Raw genomic sequence first — 17,085 nt, forward strand, 5'->3', positions numbered from 1 at the left:
TTTGATCGACCTGTACCCACTCTCGATCTCCCAGCGATAGCCGTACTCCGTAAGGTGACCACTACCGCGATTCGTCATGAATACCGAGTACTGCCGGTGATCGTCGTGCTCGGAATCTTCTTTTCGACGATAGATCAGCGTCGTCTCGTGCCACTCGTTTTTCCCGAGATGGAGGTTCCGGTTAGTCTCGTACCGGTCTTGATCATGTCGAAGCAACCGCTTGGCCTGGGCTTTCTCGCTGGTCTGCATCCGCTTGGGAACGACGTAGGAGAGTCCACGCTGGCTGATCATCTCCAGAACGTGCTGGCTGTCGAACTCCCGGTCCATTAGCACGTTATCGACGTGGACGAGCTCTTCAGCCGAATCCAGCAAGTTCTCGACTATCTCCTTGCGTGACTCGCCTTTCCGTACCGGGCGGGCATCAAGCACGAGCGGAACGGCGTTGCCGACCAACTGGACTGTCGCCCATTGGTAGGCGTACTCGTCGGTGTTCTCTTTCGTTCCGATGATTTCGTCCTCGTGACCCGTGCGGTCGCCTGTGAATGGGTCGGCTTCGGTGATGTCGATGGCGACGATCCCTGCGCGGAAGAACTCCTCCGTCTCTGCGACCTCGTTGATGAGTTGCCGAATTGACTGTCGGTACATCTCTCGAACTTCCGGTATCGAGAGGTTGCGAATGTGGTCACGATGAGCGTGCCCGAGTGGTGTCCGCTCCCGAGTCGACTCGTAGACGAAACTGCGAGCCCCCTCATTTGCAGCGAGACTCTCACGAAGTCCGAGATATGTCTGCAGGCCCCAGTAGGCGTTCTCGTGGATTGCACAGCCCTCGCCACGGTCCAGCGAGAACGCCGGGAAAACGATGCGGCTGACGTGGTCAGTGATCTTCTCTGCCTGCTTCAACGTGGTTTGATCATCCGGGTCTGACTCACCAGACTCGTTCCCGTGGTATTGGAGCTTTCGTGCCGGCTCACGCGGAACCGCGACACCCGCATTCTGGGCTTTGATGAGGATGGTTCGAGCCGCCGCCTCAACTGTTTCCCTGAGGTCAGCAGTGAACCGATCGTGCCAGCTCCGCCACAGTGTTGACTGGTCCGGAATCGACTCGAAACCCAGTTGTTCGCAGAGTTCAGGGTGATTCTTGAGGTAACTGACGAGTGCTGTTTCATGCTCCCATTCATGAAGTTCTTTCAGTACGAACACGCGAAGAAGGGTTTCCATATCATAGTATGTCGAATTCTCATAGCAGTCGTGAGATTCGAATCGGAAGTAGGTTAGTGGAAGTTCACAGACGAACTGCTCAACCGAGTCGTGACTCGGATGAGTAAACCAGACCTCTGAAACGACTCGGACATCCGATTCCAGCGCGGTGAGAGAAGCACGGTCGTACAGCGGCGTCGAATTGTATGCGGGCCAGTCTGTGTACGGCTGACGAGCTATCTGCCGAAAGGTAATCTGGCGAGATCTGAGTGTCGGAGCCACTAAGAGATGCTGGCAAATACATAAATAAGAACTCGTCTATCCGAATGATTTTCCACGTATGGATCGTCAACTACTACATATATTGATTACGCAGTTTGCTTGTTTGCTATCTCCACGAACGCATCCTCAATGGTACCTTGATCGACATCAAATGAACGAATAGTCGCTCCAGTTTCTTCAAGCACATCAAGGATACGATAGCGGAGGTCGCGGGGGCACGTCACAACAATATCTCCACCCGCTTGGGACACACGCTCGACCCCGTCGATCTTCCGGATAGCGGTTAGCGCAGTGTCGTCGCCGTCAGTCTCTATTCGGAGATGACTTTCGACCCCGGCCATGTCGCGGAGTTCTTTCGGTGTACCCTCAGCGATAAGATGGCCCTCGGCGAGCAGACCTACTCGATCACAGACACGCTCGACTTGATCGAGAACGTGACTCGAGAAGAAGACAGTCGCCCCGCGCTCTCGTTCGGTGGTGACGACCTCCCGCACGAGTCGTACTCCGTAGGGGTCGAGCCCAGAAAAGGGCTCGTCCAGAATGAGCAGGTCTGGCTCGCCAGCAATCGCCATCGCGAGGCCGAGACGTTGGCGCATCCCTTTCGAATAGCCACCAGCACGCTGGTCAACTGCGTCACCGAGACCGACACGTCCAAGAACCGTCTCGGGATCACCGCTCGCGTCGTTCGCATCGAGGATGTACTCGACGTGTTCACGGCCGGAAAGCGAACCATAGACCCCGAACTGATCGGGGAGAATACCAGTTCGTGCGTGGATCGTACTGGCATCCTGGCGGGCATCCATCCCGAGAACGATTGCAGTTCCTGTAGAGGGTCGCGTATAATCCATCAGCATATCGATGGTCGTTGATTTGCCAGCGCCGTTCGGGCCGAGGAACCCGTACACTTCACCGTCCTCGACAGAGAGGTCGAGGTCGGAAACAACGGGTTGACCATCGTAGCGTTTTGTGAGCCCTGACGTTTTGATTGCAGTCATCGCACTCGGAGGGGGCTACTCGCCGACTGTAACACCGGAATATCGTTCTGGAGGACCATACCAGCGGTTCGTAGAATACCTGTAAAAACATTTGGAACGACTGTCCTTTTCAAATCTATGCTTATTAAACGTCGTCCAGACAGAAGCGAAGTCGCAGTGGACTGTTTCGGGAGTATTACATCAATGCAATGACGACCCAGTATCGATGCCCTCCACCTCCGTCATGCGGACCGAATCCCGGCGCTATCTCCGCGGGAAGACACCGTGGATTATCGGGTTGTGCTTCGTCCTGGTGAGCGGATTGCCGACGCAACCGGACGCAGACGTTGTCCAGGTTCTCGGTGATGCAGTCGTGTTCGTAGATGCCCAAGTTGCCGTTGCGGTCACCGTGCCATTCGCTGCGGCCGCGCTCGGCTTTCGATCGATTATCGGCGAACGTGAGAACGGAACTGCTCGGGTACTTATCGGGACCCAGCTTACTCGACGTCAATTCGTTCTCGGCAAAACACTCGGCCGTAGCGCAGCTCTCGCCGTCCCAATTGTCGCTGGAACCATCGTCATCGTCGGCTCTGATGTCTTCCAATATGGCCGTTTCTCGGTCCCACTACTGGTCGGACTACTACTCATTTCCCTCGGCTATGTGTTTGCATGGGTCGGGGTGACAGTGGGGCTATCGGCTGCGAGTTCGTCAACGGCTCGTGCTGCCGTAATCGTCTTCGGTGTAACGCTCTTTCTCGGTGGTTTCTGGAACTCTCTCACGCTCCCATTCCTCTGGCAGTTTGTAACCGGCTCCGCACCGAGCAACCAGATGGCAAATCCGGCAGCCTTCGAGGCTGCAAAGTGGCTCTCGCTTCCGAGCGCGTACTACGCCCTTACCGACTGGCTTCTCGGCGGGCCTGTCGGGCCCACGAGTGCAGCTTCCCAGGTCTCCGATGCTCTTAGAAAAACTGGGCAGGCCACATCAACGGGTCCAGTGATTCCTCTATGGACTGCCGTTATAATCGCCTCTGCGTGGCCGGCGATAGCTCTGTGGAGCGGTACAGCGGTCTTTCGACGGAATGATCTCGCCCCAGCCAGCGAGACGGGAATTCTTCAGAAGCTCTGGAATCGATCCCCGTCACACCTCCTGTTGGGTCGGTTCCCATTCAAATGGATACCCGGCCAGAACGGTGTCGTTGATTCACTACCTGGGTCGTGGCAGCCAGTAGCTCGCCGCGAGTTCCGTCGTCTCGTTCGAACACCTGGCGTGTGGGTGCTCGGCGTTCTCGTTCTCGGTGCTGGCGTTTTGAGCCTCTCCCCGACCACGCTCGTTCAGGACTCGCTTGGTGCCCGTGTCCCTCTGACAGGGCTTCAGACGCCTATCGCTTTGCTGGGCGGTGTTGGTATCCTCTTTGGCACTTTCCGGACGGTCACACGCGAACGCGATACTGGGACCATCCGGGTGACTGCAGGCACCGCGGCCTCACGGACAAATACCCTTGTTGGTCTCGTTCTCGGCCGTGCGAGCGCGTTCGCCGTTCCAGTCGTCGGTGCTGTTCTTGGGACCTGTCTTGTTGCAATCCCTCGATACGGGCTGGTTCCCTTTGGTACGCTTGCCGGCTTTCTGGCAGTTACTCTCGTCTTTGTTGGCTGTATGGCTGGACTCGGCGTTGCAATCTCAACAGTCATACGGAGCCAATCCATTGCTGGAACAGTGATTCTCGTGTTCACCGGGCTTCATTTTGCGTGGTTCCCAATATCGAACGCAATCTACAGTGTTGCCACTGGTACGAGTGTCGACGGGTTCGCTCCACCGGACAATCCGATATTCGTGTTCGTACGCTGGCTCCCACCGCTCCGACTGTTCAATGTCGTTACAAACCCGATTCTCGGGGTCCCGAATTCGGCAGCATCAGCGGCCGGCGTTATCCGCGATCTGCAGGAGAACGTGTTCTCGAATATCGTGGTCGTACAATCAGCCTATGGCTCGAACGTACCTGTGTGGTACCTGCATCCAACAGTTGCGTTCGTCGAGCTCATCCTCTGGTGTGTCATCCCGTTCGGGGTTGCACTCGTCCTCTATCAGTATCGTAGTGTTGACTAACCGCGACAGTATGTACATAGCAAACAGATACTGGGTGCGGGGAGATCAGGGTTGCTGTAGCTCAATTCTCTGTCTTATATCTGCGTTCGCAGCTTTACCAAGCACCTGGTTCAGTCACCATCTCACTAAATAGGACTCGTGATGGCAATATCGTATGCATTAGGCGTACCAGTCTCAACTACTGGAACGCGATATTGATATATCATCATACGATTTATCGCCCTCAACCAGGCGAAACAACGGGCAGCGGTGGGAGCGAGACGACCCCGCCGGGACACCAGGGGACAGTCTCGCTAGGGACAGCAAATCCGGGAATAGCTCGAAACCGACGGCCCGGAGATCTGCTTTTGCGTGTGAGTGCTCGGCGTGGATCCAGATACGGTACAGGCACGGTACCGGCCTAACAACTCCCCGCGCTCACGACGGGTCCGATCAGACTTCCTCACGAAAACGCCGTTGGTGACCGGGGCCACCACGACTGGGCCAAAGGAACAGACAGGCCCGTATCGATCCGGAACTCTGTCGAGGGGAACAGATCTCCAGAACCTCCGTCATCCTCGAGTTTCCAGAGCGGCCCTCGGGGTTCGGAGTGCTGGCGATCAACCGACCTGTGGCGATCCGACTACTGCCTCTATAAACCATATACGACCATATTGAACTCAGCTTCGCCGCCTGAGTCGACCACGCACGAACGGCCGGACCGGCGTGACGCCGAGTTCGAATCGATCCATCTCGACGACGTCGAACGCGTCGTCGCTCGCGAACCGCGAGGCCGTCCGACGCGTGAGGTGACACCCGCCGGCGAGTCGCTTCCAGACAGGTGCGACGGTCGTCTGTACCCGTTCTCGCCAGCCGTCGTCGGCGACGTGTTCGAGAAATCGGAACTCCCCGCCCGGCCTCAACACCCGCCGGACCTCCGAGAGCGAAGCCGCGAAGTCGTCCACCGTACAGAACACCATCGAGGACACCACGGCGTCGAAGTGATCGTCAGGGAACGACAGATCGGCCGCCCCGGAGTCGTGGAGTTCGACGTCGAATGCAGCGTCTTCGATCCGCGAACGTGCTCGACGGCGCATGTGTGGATCGGGCTCGGTGGCGTGGACGGTCGCCCGTTCGTCGAAGTATGGGAACATCGCGCCGGTGCCTGCGCCGAGATCCAGCACGGTCCCCGTGAGATCGTCCGCGAGGTACTCCCGGTGGGGTTCGAGGATCATCCGTTCGGCGTGGGTCATCGCCGGATCGTAGATCGCAGCGAACAGCGGATGGGCGGGCGTGTCGTCCTGGGTCATCACCCCTGGTAGACGGGCCCGCAGTGAGTGTCTTGGTTTCCCGGCTGTTCTTTCTCACCGTGTCCCCTCCCCCGAACGATTTCTGCCGTCGGTGTCTACGAGGACCATGGAGTGGCTCAACGAACCTGCTGAGTGGCAAGGGGACGACGACCGGCTCACTGTCGGCGTCGAGCCCGAAACGGACTGCTGGCGCGTGACGGCCCACGACTTCGTCGCCGACGACGCGCACTTCTACCACCGTACGGTGGACGGGGATTTCACCGCCACGGTGACGGTCACCGGTGGGTACGCCGAGCAGTACGATCAGGCAGGACTGATGGTCCGCGAAGAGAAATCTATCTGGCTGAAGACCGGCGTCGAGTACGTCGACGGGGTACAACAGGCCAGTACCGTCCTCACCAGGGAGTTCTCCGATTGGTCGGTCTCACCGCTCGAAGACGATCCGAAGTCGGTATCGGTTCGCGTCGAACGCACCGGTGAGACCGTCGAGACGTCCCTCTCTCTGGATGGCGAGTCGTATACGATGCTTCGCCAGGGGTATCTGACGGACGCGGAGTCGCTACGCGTCGGGATGATGGCAGCGGCTCCGACTGGCGATGGGTTCGAGGTGACCTTCGAGGACTTCACGGTCGAGTGAGCGGCGTGACGCGATCGTCCCCCAGTAGTGAACCGGTTGCTTTACTACCTGGAACGCACAGGCACGGGTATGAACGGATTCACGGACCGGTTCGCCGATCGACTCGAACCGCTAGGCGTCACAACGGGCGCCTTTCTCGTCGTCGTCGCGCTCGGAACGATCGCGGGGATGCCCTGGACGACCAACGGCAGTGTGCTGGTATCGGCCGTGCAGTTACTCGGCGTCGCGGGCATGATCGCGATCGGCGTCGGCCTCGCCTGGCTTGCCCGTCTCGAGTGATAATCGCCGGCTCGTTTTACCCTTTCACGGGGAGGTACGCCAGTCCAAGCAGCAGGATCGCGGCGATCAGACTGAGGATCGTCACGCCCCAGAGGCCGAGCATGCGTTCCCCGTAGTAATCTATCTCCTCGAGTTGTTGCTGGTAGGACTCGTAGGCCTCGCCGTGGGGGAGAATCTGGACGGACGAATCGTCGGGGAAGTGTGCGAAGTACGACTGCCCGGCCAGCGTGATATTGGCCCCCTCCGAGAAGGTGATCGTGTTCGTCCGCTCGTCCGTCCAGGAGAGGGGGACGGTCCCGGCCGTGATGTTGCCGACTGTGACCGTCGATCCCTCGTATGTCAGGGAGTCACCCTCGGAGAAGGACGCCGTGTCCGGTTCGGGTAGATACGTCTCGAGCGGGATCGTCGAATCGTTCGAGCGCCAGACGACCGATTCCACGCCGTCGACCGTGACTGTCTCGTTGTAGACGGCCGGATCGTTCGCCAGCCGGGTCGAGACATCGAGCTGCTGGCGGAACGTCACCGAGTCCGGGTCCGAAGCGTTCGGAACGGACACGAGGTACGACTCGCCCCAGGTCAGCGTCACGCCCTCGGCGTCGACGGCCGTCACCGTCGTTTCGTTGCCGCGGAACTCCAGGGTATCGCCGACCGCGATCGTCTCGGTCTCAGAATCGTTCTCAACGGGTTCGAGCGCGGCCGTCGGCGGATCGGCCGACGCGTTCACCCCGATCTGGACCGTCCCGTCGGCGGTGGATATCTCTGTGCCATCGGCGAGAGTGGTCGACCAACGGGCCACCTGGCCGTCCCAGGTGAGCGTCAGCGGCGAGACTGTCGTTCCGTTCTCCAGGGTGGCCGAGAACTCGGCCGACGGATCACGCCAGGTGAGTTCACCCGAGCCGTCGTCGACGGACCCCACGGTGTACGTCCGGTCCTGTACGGTCAGGGTATCCCCGGCGGTGTACGTCTCGCCGGCCAACGACACCGAGGGTTCTTCGGTCAGTCCCATGAACCCGTAGGCGCCGGCCCCCACGACGAGGAAGAGCGCGATGTAGACCGCCGCTGCGCGTCGTTGCATATCACGTCGATGCGGTGGGGCGCCCGGTAAACGTTACGACACCGGGAAAAATCGATCGATAACGCCCGGGCCCCACGATCATAACGCCCGAGTCACCTGGCCCCCGACGCTCACGAGGCGAGCAGATTCAGTAGTCACGATCCGTGGCGCGCGAAAACTCGATAGCCGCCGATTCATGCAGGCCGAGGGCTCGGTAACACCCGATGACGCCGCGGCGGCACCAGAAAGTTGCCCCGGTGAGTAGTGAAAATGTACTCCAGGATCCCGTTGTTGACCCGCTGGCGGATCGCCGGTTCGTCGGTCAGATCGGTGCCGTTCATCGCCCGCCGGACCTCCTCGAAGGCCGAGATACCCTGTTGCAACGACGGGAAGTGCAACGCGGCGACGTCGCCGTCCGTCGACTCGACGTGGCGTCGCAGCAGTCGGACGTTGCCCTCCTCGTCACGGTTCGCCCGGGCGGCCTTCTGGGCATGGCCGACCCGTCCGAACTCGCGAGCGTGTTCGCGGACGTTCTCGATCATCTCCGGCGTGAGCCCGCTGTCGCTGCCCAGGTTCTCGCCGACGCCCTCGACGAGGCCCTCGGCGGCGTGGGCGGGACTGAACAGTTCAGTGACGCGGTCCTCGAAGTCCTGCTCGACGTACCAGTCTTCGAGACGTTGGCGGAGCCGCGAGACGTGCTTGGTCGTCCCCCCGGCGAACGGGCCCGAATCGATCGTGACGTAGTCCTCGGTGGCCTGGTTGCCCCGGAATCCTGCCTCGAAACCCATGAACAGCGGAGCGGCCTCGGGGACTGGCTCGGTATCCGGGATCCCAGCGACATCCTGTCGGTCTGCCGGCATCCCGGGCCCGACGAACCCCGATCGGCGATCGTCGACGGTCAGTGCGTCCGTGATAGACACGTCGACGGCGACGCCGTTGACCTGCTCGCGCTCGCCCTGCAAGGCCGCCTCGGCTTCCAAAATCACCTCGGCGCGGTCGCTGGCGAGGTGAAGCAGGGCATCCTGGGTGTCGAACTGGGGTTCCTCGAACGGCGAGAGTCGCCGCGGCTGCGGTAGATCCACGCTCGCCGGCAGTGGTTCGTCGAAGCGCTCGAAGTACGCCGGCGAGTACGCGATCGAATGGATCAACCCTTCGTTCGATCGTTCGTAGGCGCGGTCGAGCGTCCGGAGCGCGCCACCAACGACCTTGCGGTCGGCGTCAGTCGGCGGTCCGTCACGGTCGAGTGCCAGGTACAGCAGCGACTGGTGACGCGGGAGGGAAACGTTGCCGTACTCGTCGGATCGGACGCGGTCGTTCCAGGCGTGCTGTCGGTCGGGCAACGACGACGGGTCCCCGACGCCACCCGGAACCTGCTCGTCGCTGATCTCGAGACACGCACTCAGTGCGACCGTCCCACCCGCAGCCACGGCAGTCTTCAGGAACTGCCGGCGATCGTAGCCCGGTCGAGCTTCCATCGCCTGCATTTGACGGGCCGAAGCCAAAACCGCGTCGGCATCGGCGAACCAGGTCCCGTTCCCTCACAGCGACAGCTTCGCCGTTGGCACGTCGAAAAAGGCCGTCTCGTAGCCCTCGTGACGGGCGACCTGAGGCGGGGTGTCGACGGTGATCGACAGTTCCGCGCTGTCGACGGCGGGGACTGTGGTGCCGTAGTGGTATCCCAGGTCGGGGTCGATCGTCCGGGTCAGTTGTCCGTCGGTCACGGTCTCGTCGTCTTCGAGCGTCGCCGAAAGTCCCATCCGCGAGAGCGAATAGCCGTTGTACCGCGTTCGTGGCGAGACCGCGAGGTATGACTCCTGTCCGTCGACTCCAGCGGGCGGATCGACGAGCGACGCGACGTAGCGGATGTCGTCGGCCATCGTCGTCGCCGTCCTCCCGGGAATTGCTTCGGGAGCAAGGGCGACGCCTGTTGGGACCGCGTCCATCGACATCCCTTCGAGCGCGTCGCGTTCCCCGGCGCGATCGAGGCGTTCGAACCGGATCGCCTGCATGGCACTCGTCTCGAACGTGAACTCGAACGTCGCCGTCGCCGGTTCGTCGAACCGGCCGGTGAACGTGCCAGTCGGACGACTCGCCGTGGCTCCGACGGCCACGCGAACCGCGTAAGTCTCGCCGTCGGAGAGTCCGGTGAAGTTCCCGCCGTGATGGACGCCCATCGGCTGGGAGAGCATCGCATAGACGGTCTCCTGGGAGACCAGCGATCCATCCTGCGTGATCTCGATCGAAACGCCCACGTCAGGGAGGACAAGCCCAGTCTCGGGGTCCCAGACAGTCGCCATCAGGTGCACCGAATCCGTCTCGTCGATCGAAGTTCGCTCGCGCTCGTTGCCGGTGATCGTCCAGAAGCGATGGGGATAGCTGTAGGAGAGGCCAACAGTGTACTCGCCGGTGGTTTCCGTCCCGACCAGGTCCATGCCCTCGACGTGACCCGGGACGTAGATCGCGTCGGGCGGATCGTCGAGAACTGGCGGGACGTCGATCGCACGGGACTCGAGAGAGCCACAGCCTGCGATCGTGGCGGCCCCGATCGCCGATCCGCCTGCGAGAAACTGCCGTCTGAACACGGTCGCGGTACGCGGCGATCACCAAAACGGGTTGCGTTCGCGGCCGGCGCTACCGCGAGGCGGGCGAGCCGGCGGTTCCGAGCTCGCGTCGTCGTGTCCGGGCGGCGTACAGCGTCGCGACTGTCAAGGCGATCATCGCCGCGTCGAGGACGTGTTCGAGCGCGTGGAACGAACCGGCCCCCAGGCCGGCGAACGCCAGCCCGGTCCTGCCGGCCATCACCACCAGCACTGCCAGGAGGAACGCACGGATCCAGGCCCCCTCCGGCCGCTGACCGACCGCCAGCCTGGCGAGTGCAAGTCCCGCGAGCGTCCCGCCAGCGACGACCGCGACCGTCAACCCGCCGTCGATCGTCCCGGTCTCGGGAGCGTGTAACAGCCACGAACCGAACGCTACCATGGTTGGGTCGACGTCGGCAGGTGTACAAACGGTTTCGGTTCGGCCGGTCGAATGTGAACTGAATGAATGGATTCGGTCGGAATGTCAGATCGTTATTAATAACGGTCGCTACGTCAGGCCGACCGTTCGGGACGGACCACGTCGGCACAGTCCAGACAGGTCGCGTACATCGCCTGGTCGCCCTCGCGTTCGTAGCGGATGAGGACGCGGCCGGGCGTGATCGGGGCACCACACCGGGGACAGCGACCAACTGGACGGGTGTCTGGATGCATGTACTGAAAGGGGAACGACGGAGCGTGCGACTGCGTGTGAACAGCGACGCTCCAGTTCCGACTGGATCGGGAAAGGGTAAATAATCAATCCCACCGGGGTGAAAGTGAAACTATCCGACGACGTCGCAATGGCGGGTATCGAGTCGCGAAACTGGTTTCACCACGCCCGCCAAAGCCCCCGCAGTGAGCGACGAACGCTATCGAACGGTCACCGGCCCCGGCGAGGCGCGGTTCACGATATCGGGCTCGCAGTTCATCGGCCACGCGCGACCCGTCAAGACCGTCGAGGCGGCGGAGGCGTTCGTCGAAGAAGTTCGGGCGGAGTACGACGATGCGACCCACAACGTCCCGGCCTACCGGGTGCGGGCCGATCCACTCCGAGAGTGGGCCAGCGACGACGGCGAGCCCTCGGGTTCGGCGGGCAAGCCCGCGCTGAACGTCCTCGAAGGCCAGGATCTGGAGAACGTAGTCGTCGTGGTAACGCGGTACTTCGGGGGGACTGAACTGGGCGTCGGCGGCCTGGTGAGTGCCTACTCCCGGGCGGTGAAGGAGGCGATCGACGACGCCGGCATCCGGGAAGAGCGTCCGCACGAACGCCTGGCGATCGAAGTCGAGTACGACGATTCCGGGACTGTACGTGGGATTCTGGAGAGTGAGGGCGTGGAGTTCGAGGCCAGCTACGAGGGGCGCGTGCGGTTCGTCGTGCGGGTGCCGACTGCCGAGTCCGATGCGCTTCGTGATCGGATCGCGAGCGCGACGAGCGGACGGGCAACACTCAAAACAGTGAACGACAGGGCTTGAGCGGATTTACAGGCGGTCAAGGCGAATGCCCCAGGGCTGGACCCCGAGGCGATTCACGTCGTCCGGAACGCGCGATCGCCGGCGTCACCGAGACCGGGGACGATGTAGCCGTCGTCGTCTAAGTGGTCGTCGACGGCGACGGTCAGCAGTTCGATGTCGGGGAACTCCTCGCGGAGTCGATCAAGGCCCTCGGGCGCGCTGACCGCCGAGAGGACGATCACGCGCTCGGGGTCGGCACCGTCGAGTATTTCTTCGAGGACCGCACACATCGTCGAGCCGGTCGCGAGCATCGGGTCGGCGAGGATGAGGGTGTCTTCCTCGTGGATCTCGGGCATCTTGACGTACTCGATGGAGATGTCGAAACGGCCCTCGCGGTCCATGCCGCCCTCCTCGTCGCGGCCGGCACTGATGACACCCTGCTTGGCGCGGGGGAAGGCCTTGAGCAGGCCCTCGACGAACGGCGTCGCCGCCCGGAGGACGTTGACGATCACCACGTCGTCCATCTCGCCGACACGCTCACCCTCGGTGGTTGTCAGGGGCGTCTCGACGGTGACAGTCTCGCTTTCGAGCAGGCCGTCGACGATCTCGTAGCCACAGATCCGGCCGAGTTTTACGAGACCCTTCCGGAAGGCGACTTGCTCGGTTTCCACGTCTCGAAGTCGCGTGAGCGTGTCACGCGCCAGCGCGTGGGAGACGACTTTCGCGTGTCCGTGGTCTTCGATAGTCATCGTCGTCACTGAGAACATCCCGCGTCAAAGGCGTTGATATTCGTATCCGGGCCGTCGGGTCGGTAGAGAGTCTCACACGCCGACAAGCCTTATGGACGAGCGCGCCAAATGCCCGCCACTAATGGGAGCCATCCCGGAAAGCGCTCCCGGATAGCCAATGGAAGAGAGCGTCTCCGGCTTCAAGGTTCGCGGCGACTGGATCGATATCGTCGAACACGGCGAGCGCCTCATGCGGGCCCTCGAGGAACTCGCCGACGAGTACGACGTCGACACCGAGGCCCTCGCGGAGTTCGACGAGTGGCGACCGAAGAGTCACGAACGCCTCGACGAGGACGTCAACGAGAAGACCGCAGAGCAGGCACGCGTCGACGAGGGCGAAGGCGAAAAAAAGGGGAAGGATCCGGACGACGACCTCCGGACGGCCGGCGAGAAACTCGCCGATTCCTACGAGAACTTGGACGAACCCGACGAGGCCGTCGACGCCTGGGGAGAGTCCATCGACTACGTCGCCCGCGCTGCCGACTCGGCCGGCCGGAAAGCGATCCGGGCTGTCGAGGACCGGGTCTACCGCAACGTCATGACCCGGATGGCACCCTACTACTTCGACAACGACCTCATCAGCGCCAACGTCCGGCGGATCGACGACGAGAACCCGGAGTACGTCCTCGAGGTGAACGTCAACGACGACGACCTGAAGATCCGCGTCTCGAACAAACTCGCCGACTACGAGCAGACTGTCGACCGCTGGCACGTCGACACCGAAAAGGAAACCGAGGCACCCCAGGCCGCAGAGGGCGTCGAGGTCCCATCGAACGACGACGACGAAATGGACGCCAAGACTAACTAACTTCGACATCGTGGAGCGAGTGCTGAGTCCTTGCCGAGAACAACCGACATCAGAGGGTATTACCGGATACAGGGAGAACGGGGACCAAATGGGATTGCTGGTGACGTTGGGGACCCTCGTCGTGGCGGGTCTGGCGAGTCTTTTCATGGCGTGGGCGATCGGTGCTGGCTCGTCCGGTTCGACCCCCTTCGCCCCTGCGGTCGGCGCCAACGCGATCTCCGTGATGCGGGCTGGACTCGTCGTCGGCGTGCTCGGCCTCGCCGGCGCGGTCCTCCAGGGCGCTGCCGTCACCGAAACGGTCGGTCGCGGTCTCGTGATCTTCCCGGAGGGTAGCGGGTTGACGCCGACTGCAGCGATCCTGTTACTCCTGATCGCCGGCGGCCTCGTCGCCGTCGGCGTCTTCGCCGGCTACCCGATCGCGACAGCGTTCACGGTGACCGGCGCGGTCGTCGGTGTCGGTCTGGCGCTAGGCGGCGATCCGGCATGGGGAACCTACCAGGGGATCGTCGTACTGTGGATCGCCGTTCCGTTCGTCGGCGGCGGCGCGGCCTACGCGACCACGCGATGGCTCCGGAGTGGTGCTGGCGGGGAAGCCCGTATCGTGGCAGTCCTCGCGGGACTGGTCGGGGCGATCCTGGCGAACGTCCGGTTCAGCGTCCTCGCCCCGGAGGGCGAACAGGCCTCGATCGCGACCGCGACCACCCGAGCGTTCGACGGTCCCCCATGGATCGGCGTCGTCGTCACCCTCCTCATGACGACGATCGCGGCTGGACTGCTCTACCGCGGGGCCAGTCGGGACCGCGAGACGAGCCAGCGGCGGTTCCTGCTCGTGTTGGGCGGGTTGGTCGCGTTCTCCGCGGGCGGCAGCCAGGTCGGCCTGGCGATCGGCCCCGTCCTCCCGGTCGTCGATCCCTACGACATCCCACTGATCGCCGTGCTGTTCGGCGGCGGTCTGGGACTGCTCGCGGGTTCCTGGACCGGCGCCCCCCGGATGATCAAGGCGCTGAGTCAGGACTACTCCTCGCTTTCTCCACGCCGGTCGATCGCGGCGCTGATCCCCGCGTTCGTCATCGCCCAGACCGCCGTCTTCTTCGGGATCCCCGTCTCGTTCAACGAGATCATGGTCAGCGCGATCGTCGGGAGCGGTCTGGCTGCCGGCGGCAGCGGGATCAGCAGACGAAAGATGGGCTACACCGTTCTGGCCTGGATCGGGTCGCTCGTGCTCGCGCTAGTGGTGGGATACGTCGGCTATACGGTGCTGGCGATGGTGTGAGTAGGCGCCAGATCCCCCACGTCAGACGTCCTCGTCCGTCCCTTCGTCGGTGTCGCCCGCGGCCTGGACGTCACCCGCGAGTATCTCCTCGTCGGGCCGGGTAATGCGGGCCTTCATGATCCGGGTGTTCTCGACCTGTTCGACCCGAATCTCGACGCCGTCGTACTCGATGGATTCGCCCTCCTCGACGAGTCTGCCCGCACGGTTGAAGACGAACCCGGCGATGGTCTCGAACTCCTCACCCTCCGGGAGATCGATCGAAAGGGCCTCGTTGACCTCCTCGATGTTGACCTCGCCTTTCACGATCGCGGTGTCGTCATCGAGGAACTCGATCGGATGTTCCTCCTCGCCCTCTAAGATCTCGCCGACGATCTCCTCGGTGAGGTCCTCCATCGTCACCAGCCCCTCGGTCGTCCCGAACTCGTCGATGACGATCACCATGTGGAGACGTTGATCGCGCATCTCCGTGAGGAGTTCATCGACGTTCTTGCTCTCGGGGACGTGTAACGTCGGTTCGATAAGGTCCTCGAGTTCGACGTCGTCCCTCCCGCCGTACTGGGCGTCACGAACCAGATCACGGATATTGACGACCCCGATGACGTTGTCGAGACTGCCCTCGTAGACCGGCAGCCGCGTGTGGCCGCTGTGGATGCACTCCTCGATCGCCTCGTCGATCGACGCGTCGGCCGAGATGGCGTCCATGTCCAGCCGCGGCGTCATGACCTCCTTGGCGATCGTCCGGTTGAACCGGAGGGTCCGCTGGAGCATCTGGCGCTCCTCCTCGTCGAGGACGCCCTCGCGCTCGCCGGTCTGGATCATCTCTCTGATCTCCGATCGGCTAAGGTACGACGACTCGATGGCCGGGCCGCCGCCCGTGAGTTTGTTGACGAACTGCGTCACGTAGTGGAACAGGGTGATCAGCGGCCACAGGATCTTCTCGACAATCTGGAGGATGGGCGCGACCCGGCGGGCGTGTAACTCGGTGTTGTCGACGGCATAGGACTTGGGTGCCGTTTCACCGAATATCAGAACCAGTGACGTGATCCCGAACGACGAGACGAGCACTGCCGTGCCTGGATCGAAGTAGAAACCGACGATGGTCGTCGAAATCGAGGACATCGTGATGTTGACCATGTTGTTCCCGACGAGGATCGTCACAAGCAACCGGTGGGGGTCCTCCTTCAGAGACTTGATCGCCTTCGCACCACGGAGCCCCTGCTCGACCATCGGGTCGATCCGGTGGGCCCCCAGCGAGAACATCGCAATCTCCGAGGACGAGAAGAACCCCGATCCCAAGATGAGAAACAAGATCATGAGGACGCCGATCATCGTGATGCCCGTCTTCGACAGTTCGACACCGACGATCGGCACAGTGTACAGTTGGATACCGACTCCTGACACTGCTGTAAGTACAGATATACCCATCAACACCCTTTGTTGCCATGCCGGGAAATTAACTCTTGTGTGGATTACGGTATGATCGTGACGGTTCGGGGTCGACCGAAAAACGATCCGCCGACAGACTTAGCCGGAGCCGTCCCCAACGGTGAACCATGTCAACGAACGATCCGTCGATCACGCTCTACCGGCTGCAGGCGTGTCCGTTCTGCGAGCGGGTTGTCCGCGTCCTGCACGACCTCGACCTCGAATACCGCTCACGGTTCGTCGAACCGCTGCACTCCCGACGGAACGCCGTCAAACGACTTACCGGCGCCCGGACGGTCCCCGCGATCGTCGACAAGAATACAGGCGTGACGATGAGCGAGAGCGCACGGATCGTCGAATACCTCGAGCGAACCTACGGCGAAGGCGCCACGGCCGAGACGGCGACCGACCGTGCGGGAGGTGAGGCCTGATGGACCTCGAATTCGATATCGTCGACCTGCCGGAGGACGATCACGTCGCCGAGGGCGAGCAGGCACCCGGGTTCACCCGACCGCTGGTCAACGAGGAGTACTGGGAAGACGTCCCGCTCGCTGAGCTGCTCGAACAGCCACCCGTCGTCCTGGTGTTCCACCCGATGGACGGATCGTTCCCGGCAACGTACGTCTGGAACGAGATCGACGACCGCGAGTGGCACGAGGCCGCGACCGTCGTCGGCGTCTCGATCGCAACGCCGTACGCACACAAGCGGCTCATCGAGGAAGAAGCCCTCGCGGATTATCGCCTCTATTCGGACCCCGGTAACGATGTCGCACGGGAATACGGCGTCGTTCACGACCTCGACGGAATGGCCGGCATCGAAGAACCACGCCCTGCCGTGTTCGTCCTCGACGGGGACGGCGTCGTCGACTACGCCTGGGTGGCAGGCGAGTGGCCCGAGTTCCCGCCCTACGACGAGGTCGAAGACGCACTCGCATCGCTATAGC

The 17,085-nt window shown here is 62.2% G+C and carries 18 protein-coding genes; 8 read left to right on the forward strand and 10 right to left on the reverse strand.

Annotated features, from left to right (window positions below; translation table 11 throughout):
* On the reverse strand, positions 1–1,479 hold a 1,479-nt coding region (locus E3374_RS13945), incomplete at its 3' end, for a transposase (RefSeq protein WP_248299495.1).
* An 86-nt stretch (positions 1,480–1,565) separates the two neighbouring features.
* A complete protein-coding gene (locus tag E3374_RS13950) occupies positions 1,566–2,474 on the reverse strand; it encodes an ABC transporter ATP-binding protein (protein WP_136689576.1) in 909 nt (302 codons plus the stop codon).
* Between the two features lie 205 nt (positions 2,475–2,679).
* Here E3374_RS13950 and E3374_RS13955 point away from each other — a divergent pair, with 205 nt between their 5' ends.
* Positions 2,680–4,557: an ABC transporter permease gene (locus E3374_RS13955; protein WP_169051860.1), complete on the forward strand. Its 1,878-nt coding sequence runs from the start codon at positions 2,680–2,682 to the stop codon at positions 4,555–4,557.
* A 659-nt stretch (positions 4,558–5,216) separates the two neighbouring features.
* Here the strand turns inward: E3374_RS13955 and E3374_RS13960 are convergent.
* Positions 5,217–5,846 (reverse strand): class I SAM-dependent methyltransferase, encoded by a 630-nt coding sequence (locus E3374_RS13960; protein ID WP_136689577.1) that lies wholly within the window; start codon positions 5,844–5,846, stop codon positions 5,217–5,219.
* Between the two features lie 106 nt (positions 5,847–5,952).
* Here E3374_RS13960 and E3374_RS13965 point away from each other — a divergent pair, with 106 nt between their 5' ends.
* Both E3374_RS13965 and E3374_RS13970 read left to right on the forward strand, forming a co-directional pair.
* Complete coding sequence (locus E3374_RS13965) at positions 5,953–6,483, forward strand: DUF1349 domain-containing protein (protein WP_136689578.1); 531 nt, start codon at positions 5,953–5,955, stop codon at positions 6,481–6,483.
* Positions 6,484–6,552: 69 nt separating this feature from the next.
* Positions 6,553–6,762 (forward strand): hypothetical protein, encoded by a 210-nt coding sequence (locus tag E3374_RS13970; RefSeq protein ID WP_136689579.1) that lies wholly within the window; start codon positions 6,553–6,555, stop codon positions 6,760–6,762.
* Positions 6,763–6,778: 16 nt separating this feature from the next.
* Here the strand turns inward: E3374_RS13970 and E3374_RS13975 are convergent, their stop codons facing one another.
* From E3374_RS13975 to E3374_RS17245, 5 genes are all read right to left on the reverse strand, one after another.
* Positions 6,779–7,837: a hypothetical protein gene (locus E3374_RS13975; protein ID WP_136689580.1), complete on the reverse strand. Its 1,059-nt coding sequence runs from the start codon at positions 7,835–7,837 to the stop codon at positions 6,779–6,781.
* A gap of 173 nt (positions 7,838–8,010) precedes the next feature.
* On the reverse strand, positions 8,011–9,291 hold the full coding sequence (locus tag E3374_RS13980; protein ID WP_136689581.1) for a DUF7405 family protein: 1,281 nt from the start codon (positions 9,289–9,291) through the stop codon (positions 8,011–8,013).
* Between the two features lie 63 nt (positions 9,292–9,354).
* Complete coding sequence (locus E3374_RS13985; RefSeq protein ID WP_136689582.1) at positions 9,355–10,398, reverse strand: DUF7350 domain-containing protein; 1,044 nt, start codon at positions 10,396–10,398, stop codon at positions 9,355–9,357.
* Positions 10,399–10,447: 49 nt separating this feature from the next.
* Positions 10,448–10,795: a hypothetical protein gene (locus E3374_RS13990; RefSeq protein ID WP_136689583.1), complete on the reverse strand. Its 348-nt coding sequence runs from the start codon at positions 10,793–10,795 to the stop codon at positions 10,448–10,450.
* 113 nt (positions 10,796–10,908) lie between these two features.
* Entirely contained in the window at positions 10,909–11,067 is a 159-nt protein-coding gene (locus E3374_RS17245; RefSeq protein WP_169051861.1) for a DUF7837 family putative zinc-binding protein, read from the reverse strand.
* 183 nt (positions 11,068–11,250) lie between these two features.
* On the opposite strand from E3374_RS17245, the gene E3374_RS13995 reads away from it, so the two are divergent.
* The gene (locus tag E3374_RS13995) at positions 11,251–11,868 is read left to right on the forward strand and encodes an IMPACT family protein (protein WP_136689584.1); all 618 of its coding nucleotides are present in this window, start codon (positions 11,251–11,253) and stop codon (positions 11,866–11,868) included.
* A gap of 53 nt (positions 11,869–11,921) precedes the next feature.
* On the opposite strand, the gene upp is transcribed toward E3374_RS13995, so the two are convergent.
* Positions 11,922–12,596, reverse strand: a complete 675-nt coding sequence (gene upp, locus E3374_RS14000) for a uracil phosphoribosyltransferase (protein ID WP_136689585.1) — start codon at positions 12,594–12,596, stop codon at positions 11,922–11,924.
* Between the two features lie 157 nt (positions 12,597–12,753).
* Between upp and E3374_RS14005 the strand changes: the two genes are divergently transcribed.
* Both E3374_RS14005 and E3374_RS14010 read left to right on the forward strand, forming a co-directional pair.
* Positions 12,754–13,443 carry a DUF5828 family protein gene (locus tag E3374_RS14005; protein WP_136689586.1) on the forward strand — a complete coding sequence of 230 codons (690 nt, stop codon included), beginning with the start codon at positions 12,754–12,756 and terminating at the stop codon, positions 13,441–13,443.
* 88 nt (positions 13,444–13,531) lie between these two features.
* The gene (locus E3374_RS14010; RefSeq protein ID WP_136689587.1) at positions 13,532–14,716 is read left to right on the forward strand and encodes an inorganic phosphate transporter; all 1,185 of its coding nucleotides are present in this window, start codon (positions 13,532–13,534) and stop codon (positions 14,714–14,716) included.
* Between the two features lie 21 nt (positions 14,717–14,737).
* On the opposite strand, the gene E3374_RS14015 is transcribed toward E3374_RS14010, so the two are convergent.
* The gene (locus E3374_RS14015; RefSeq protein ID WP_136689588.1) at positions 14,738–16,141 is read right to left on the reverse strand and encodes a hemolysin family protein; all 1,404 of its coding nucleotides are present in this window, start codon (positions 16,139–16,141) and stop codon (positions 14,738–14,740) included.
* 128 nt (positions 16,142–16,269) lie between these two features.
* Here E3374_RS14015 and E3374_RS14020 point away from each other — a divergent pair, with 128 nt between their 5' ends.
* Both E3374_RS14020 and E3374_RS14025 read left to right on the forward strand, forming a co-directional pair.
* A complete protein-coding gene (locus E3374_RS14020) occupies positions 16,270–16,572 on the forward strand; it encodes a glutathione S-transferase N-terminal domain-containing protein (protein WP_136689589.1) in 303 nt (100 codons plus the stop codon).
* Positions 16,572–17,084, forward strand: coding sequence for a redoxin domain-containing protein (locus tag E3374_RS14025; RefSeq protein ID WP_136689590.1), 513 nt, complete (start codon positions 16,572–16,574; stop codon positions 17,082–17,084). The genes E3374_RS14020 and E3374_RS14025 overlap by 1 nt, the downstream gene beginning before the upstream one ends.
* Position 17,085 lies beyond the last annotated feature (1 nt).

Source organism: Halorhabdus amylolytica, from assembly GCF_004944975.1.
Classification (GTDB): domain Archaea; phylum Halobacteriota; class Halobacteria; order Halobacteriales; family Haloarculaceae; genus Halorhabdus; species Halorhabdus amylolytica.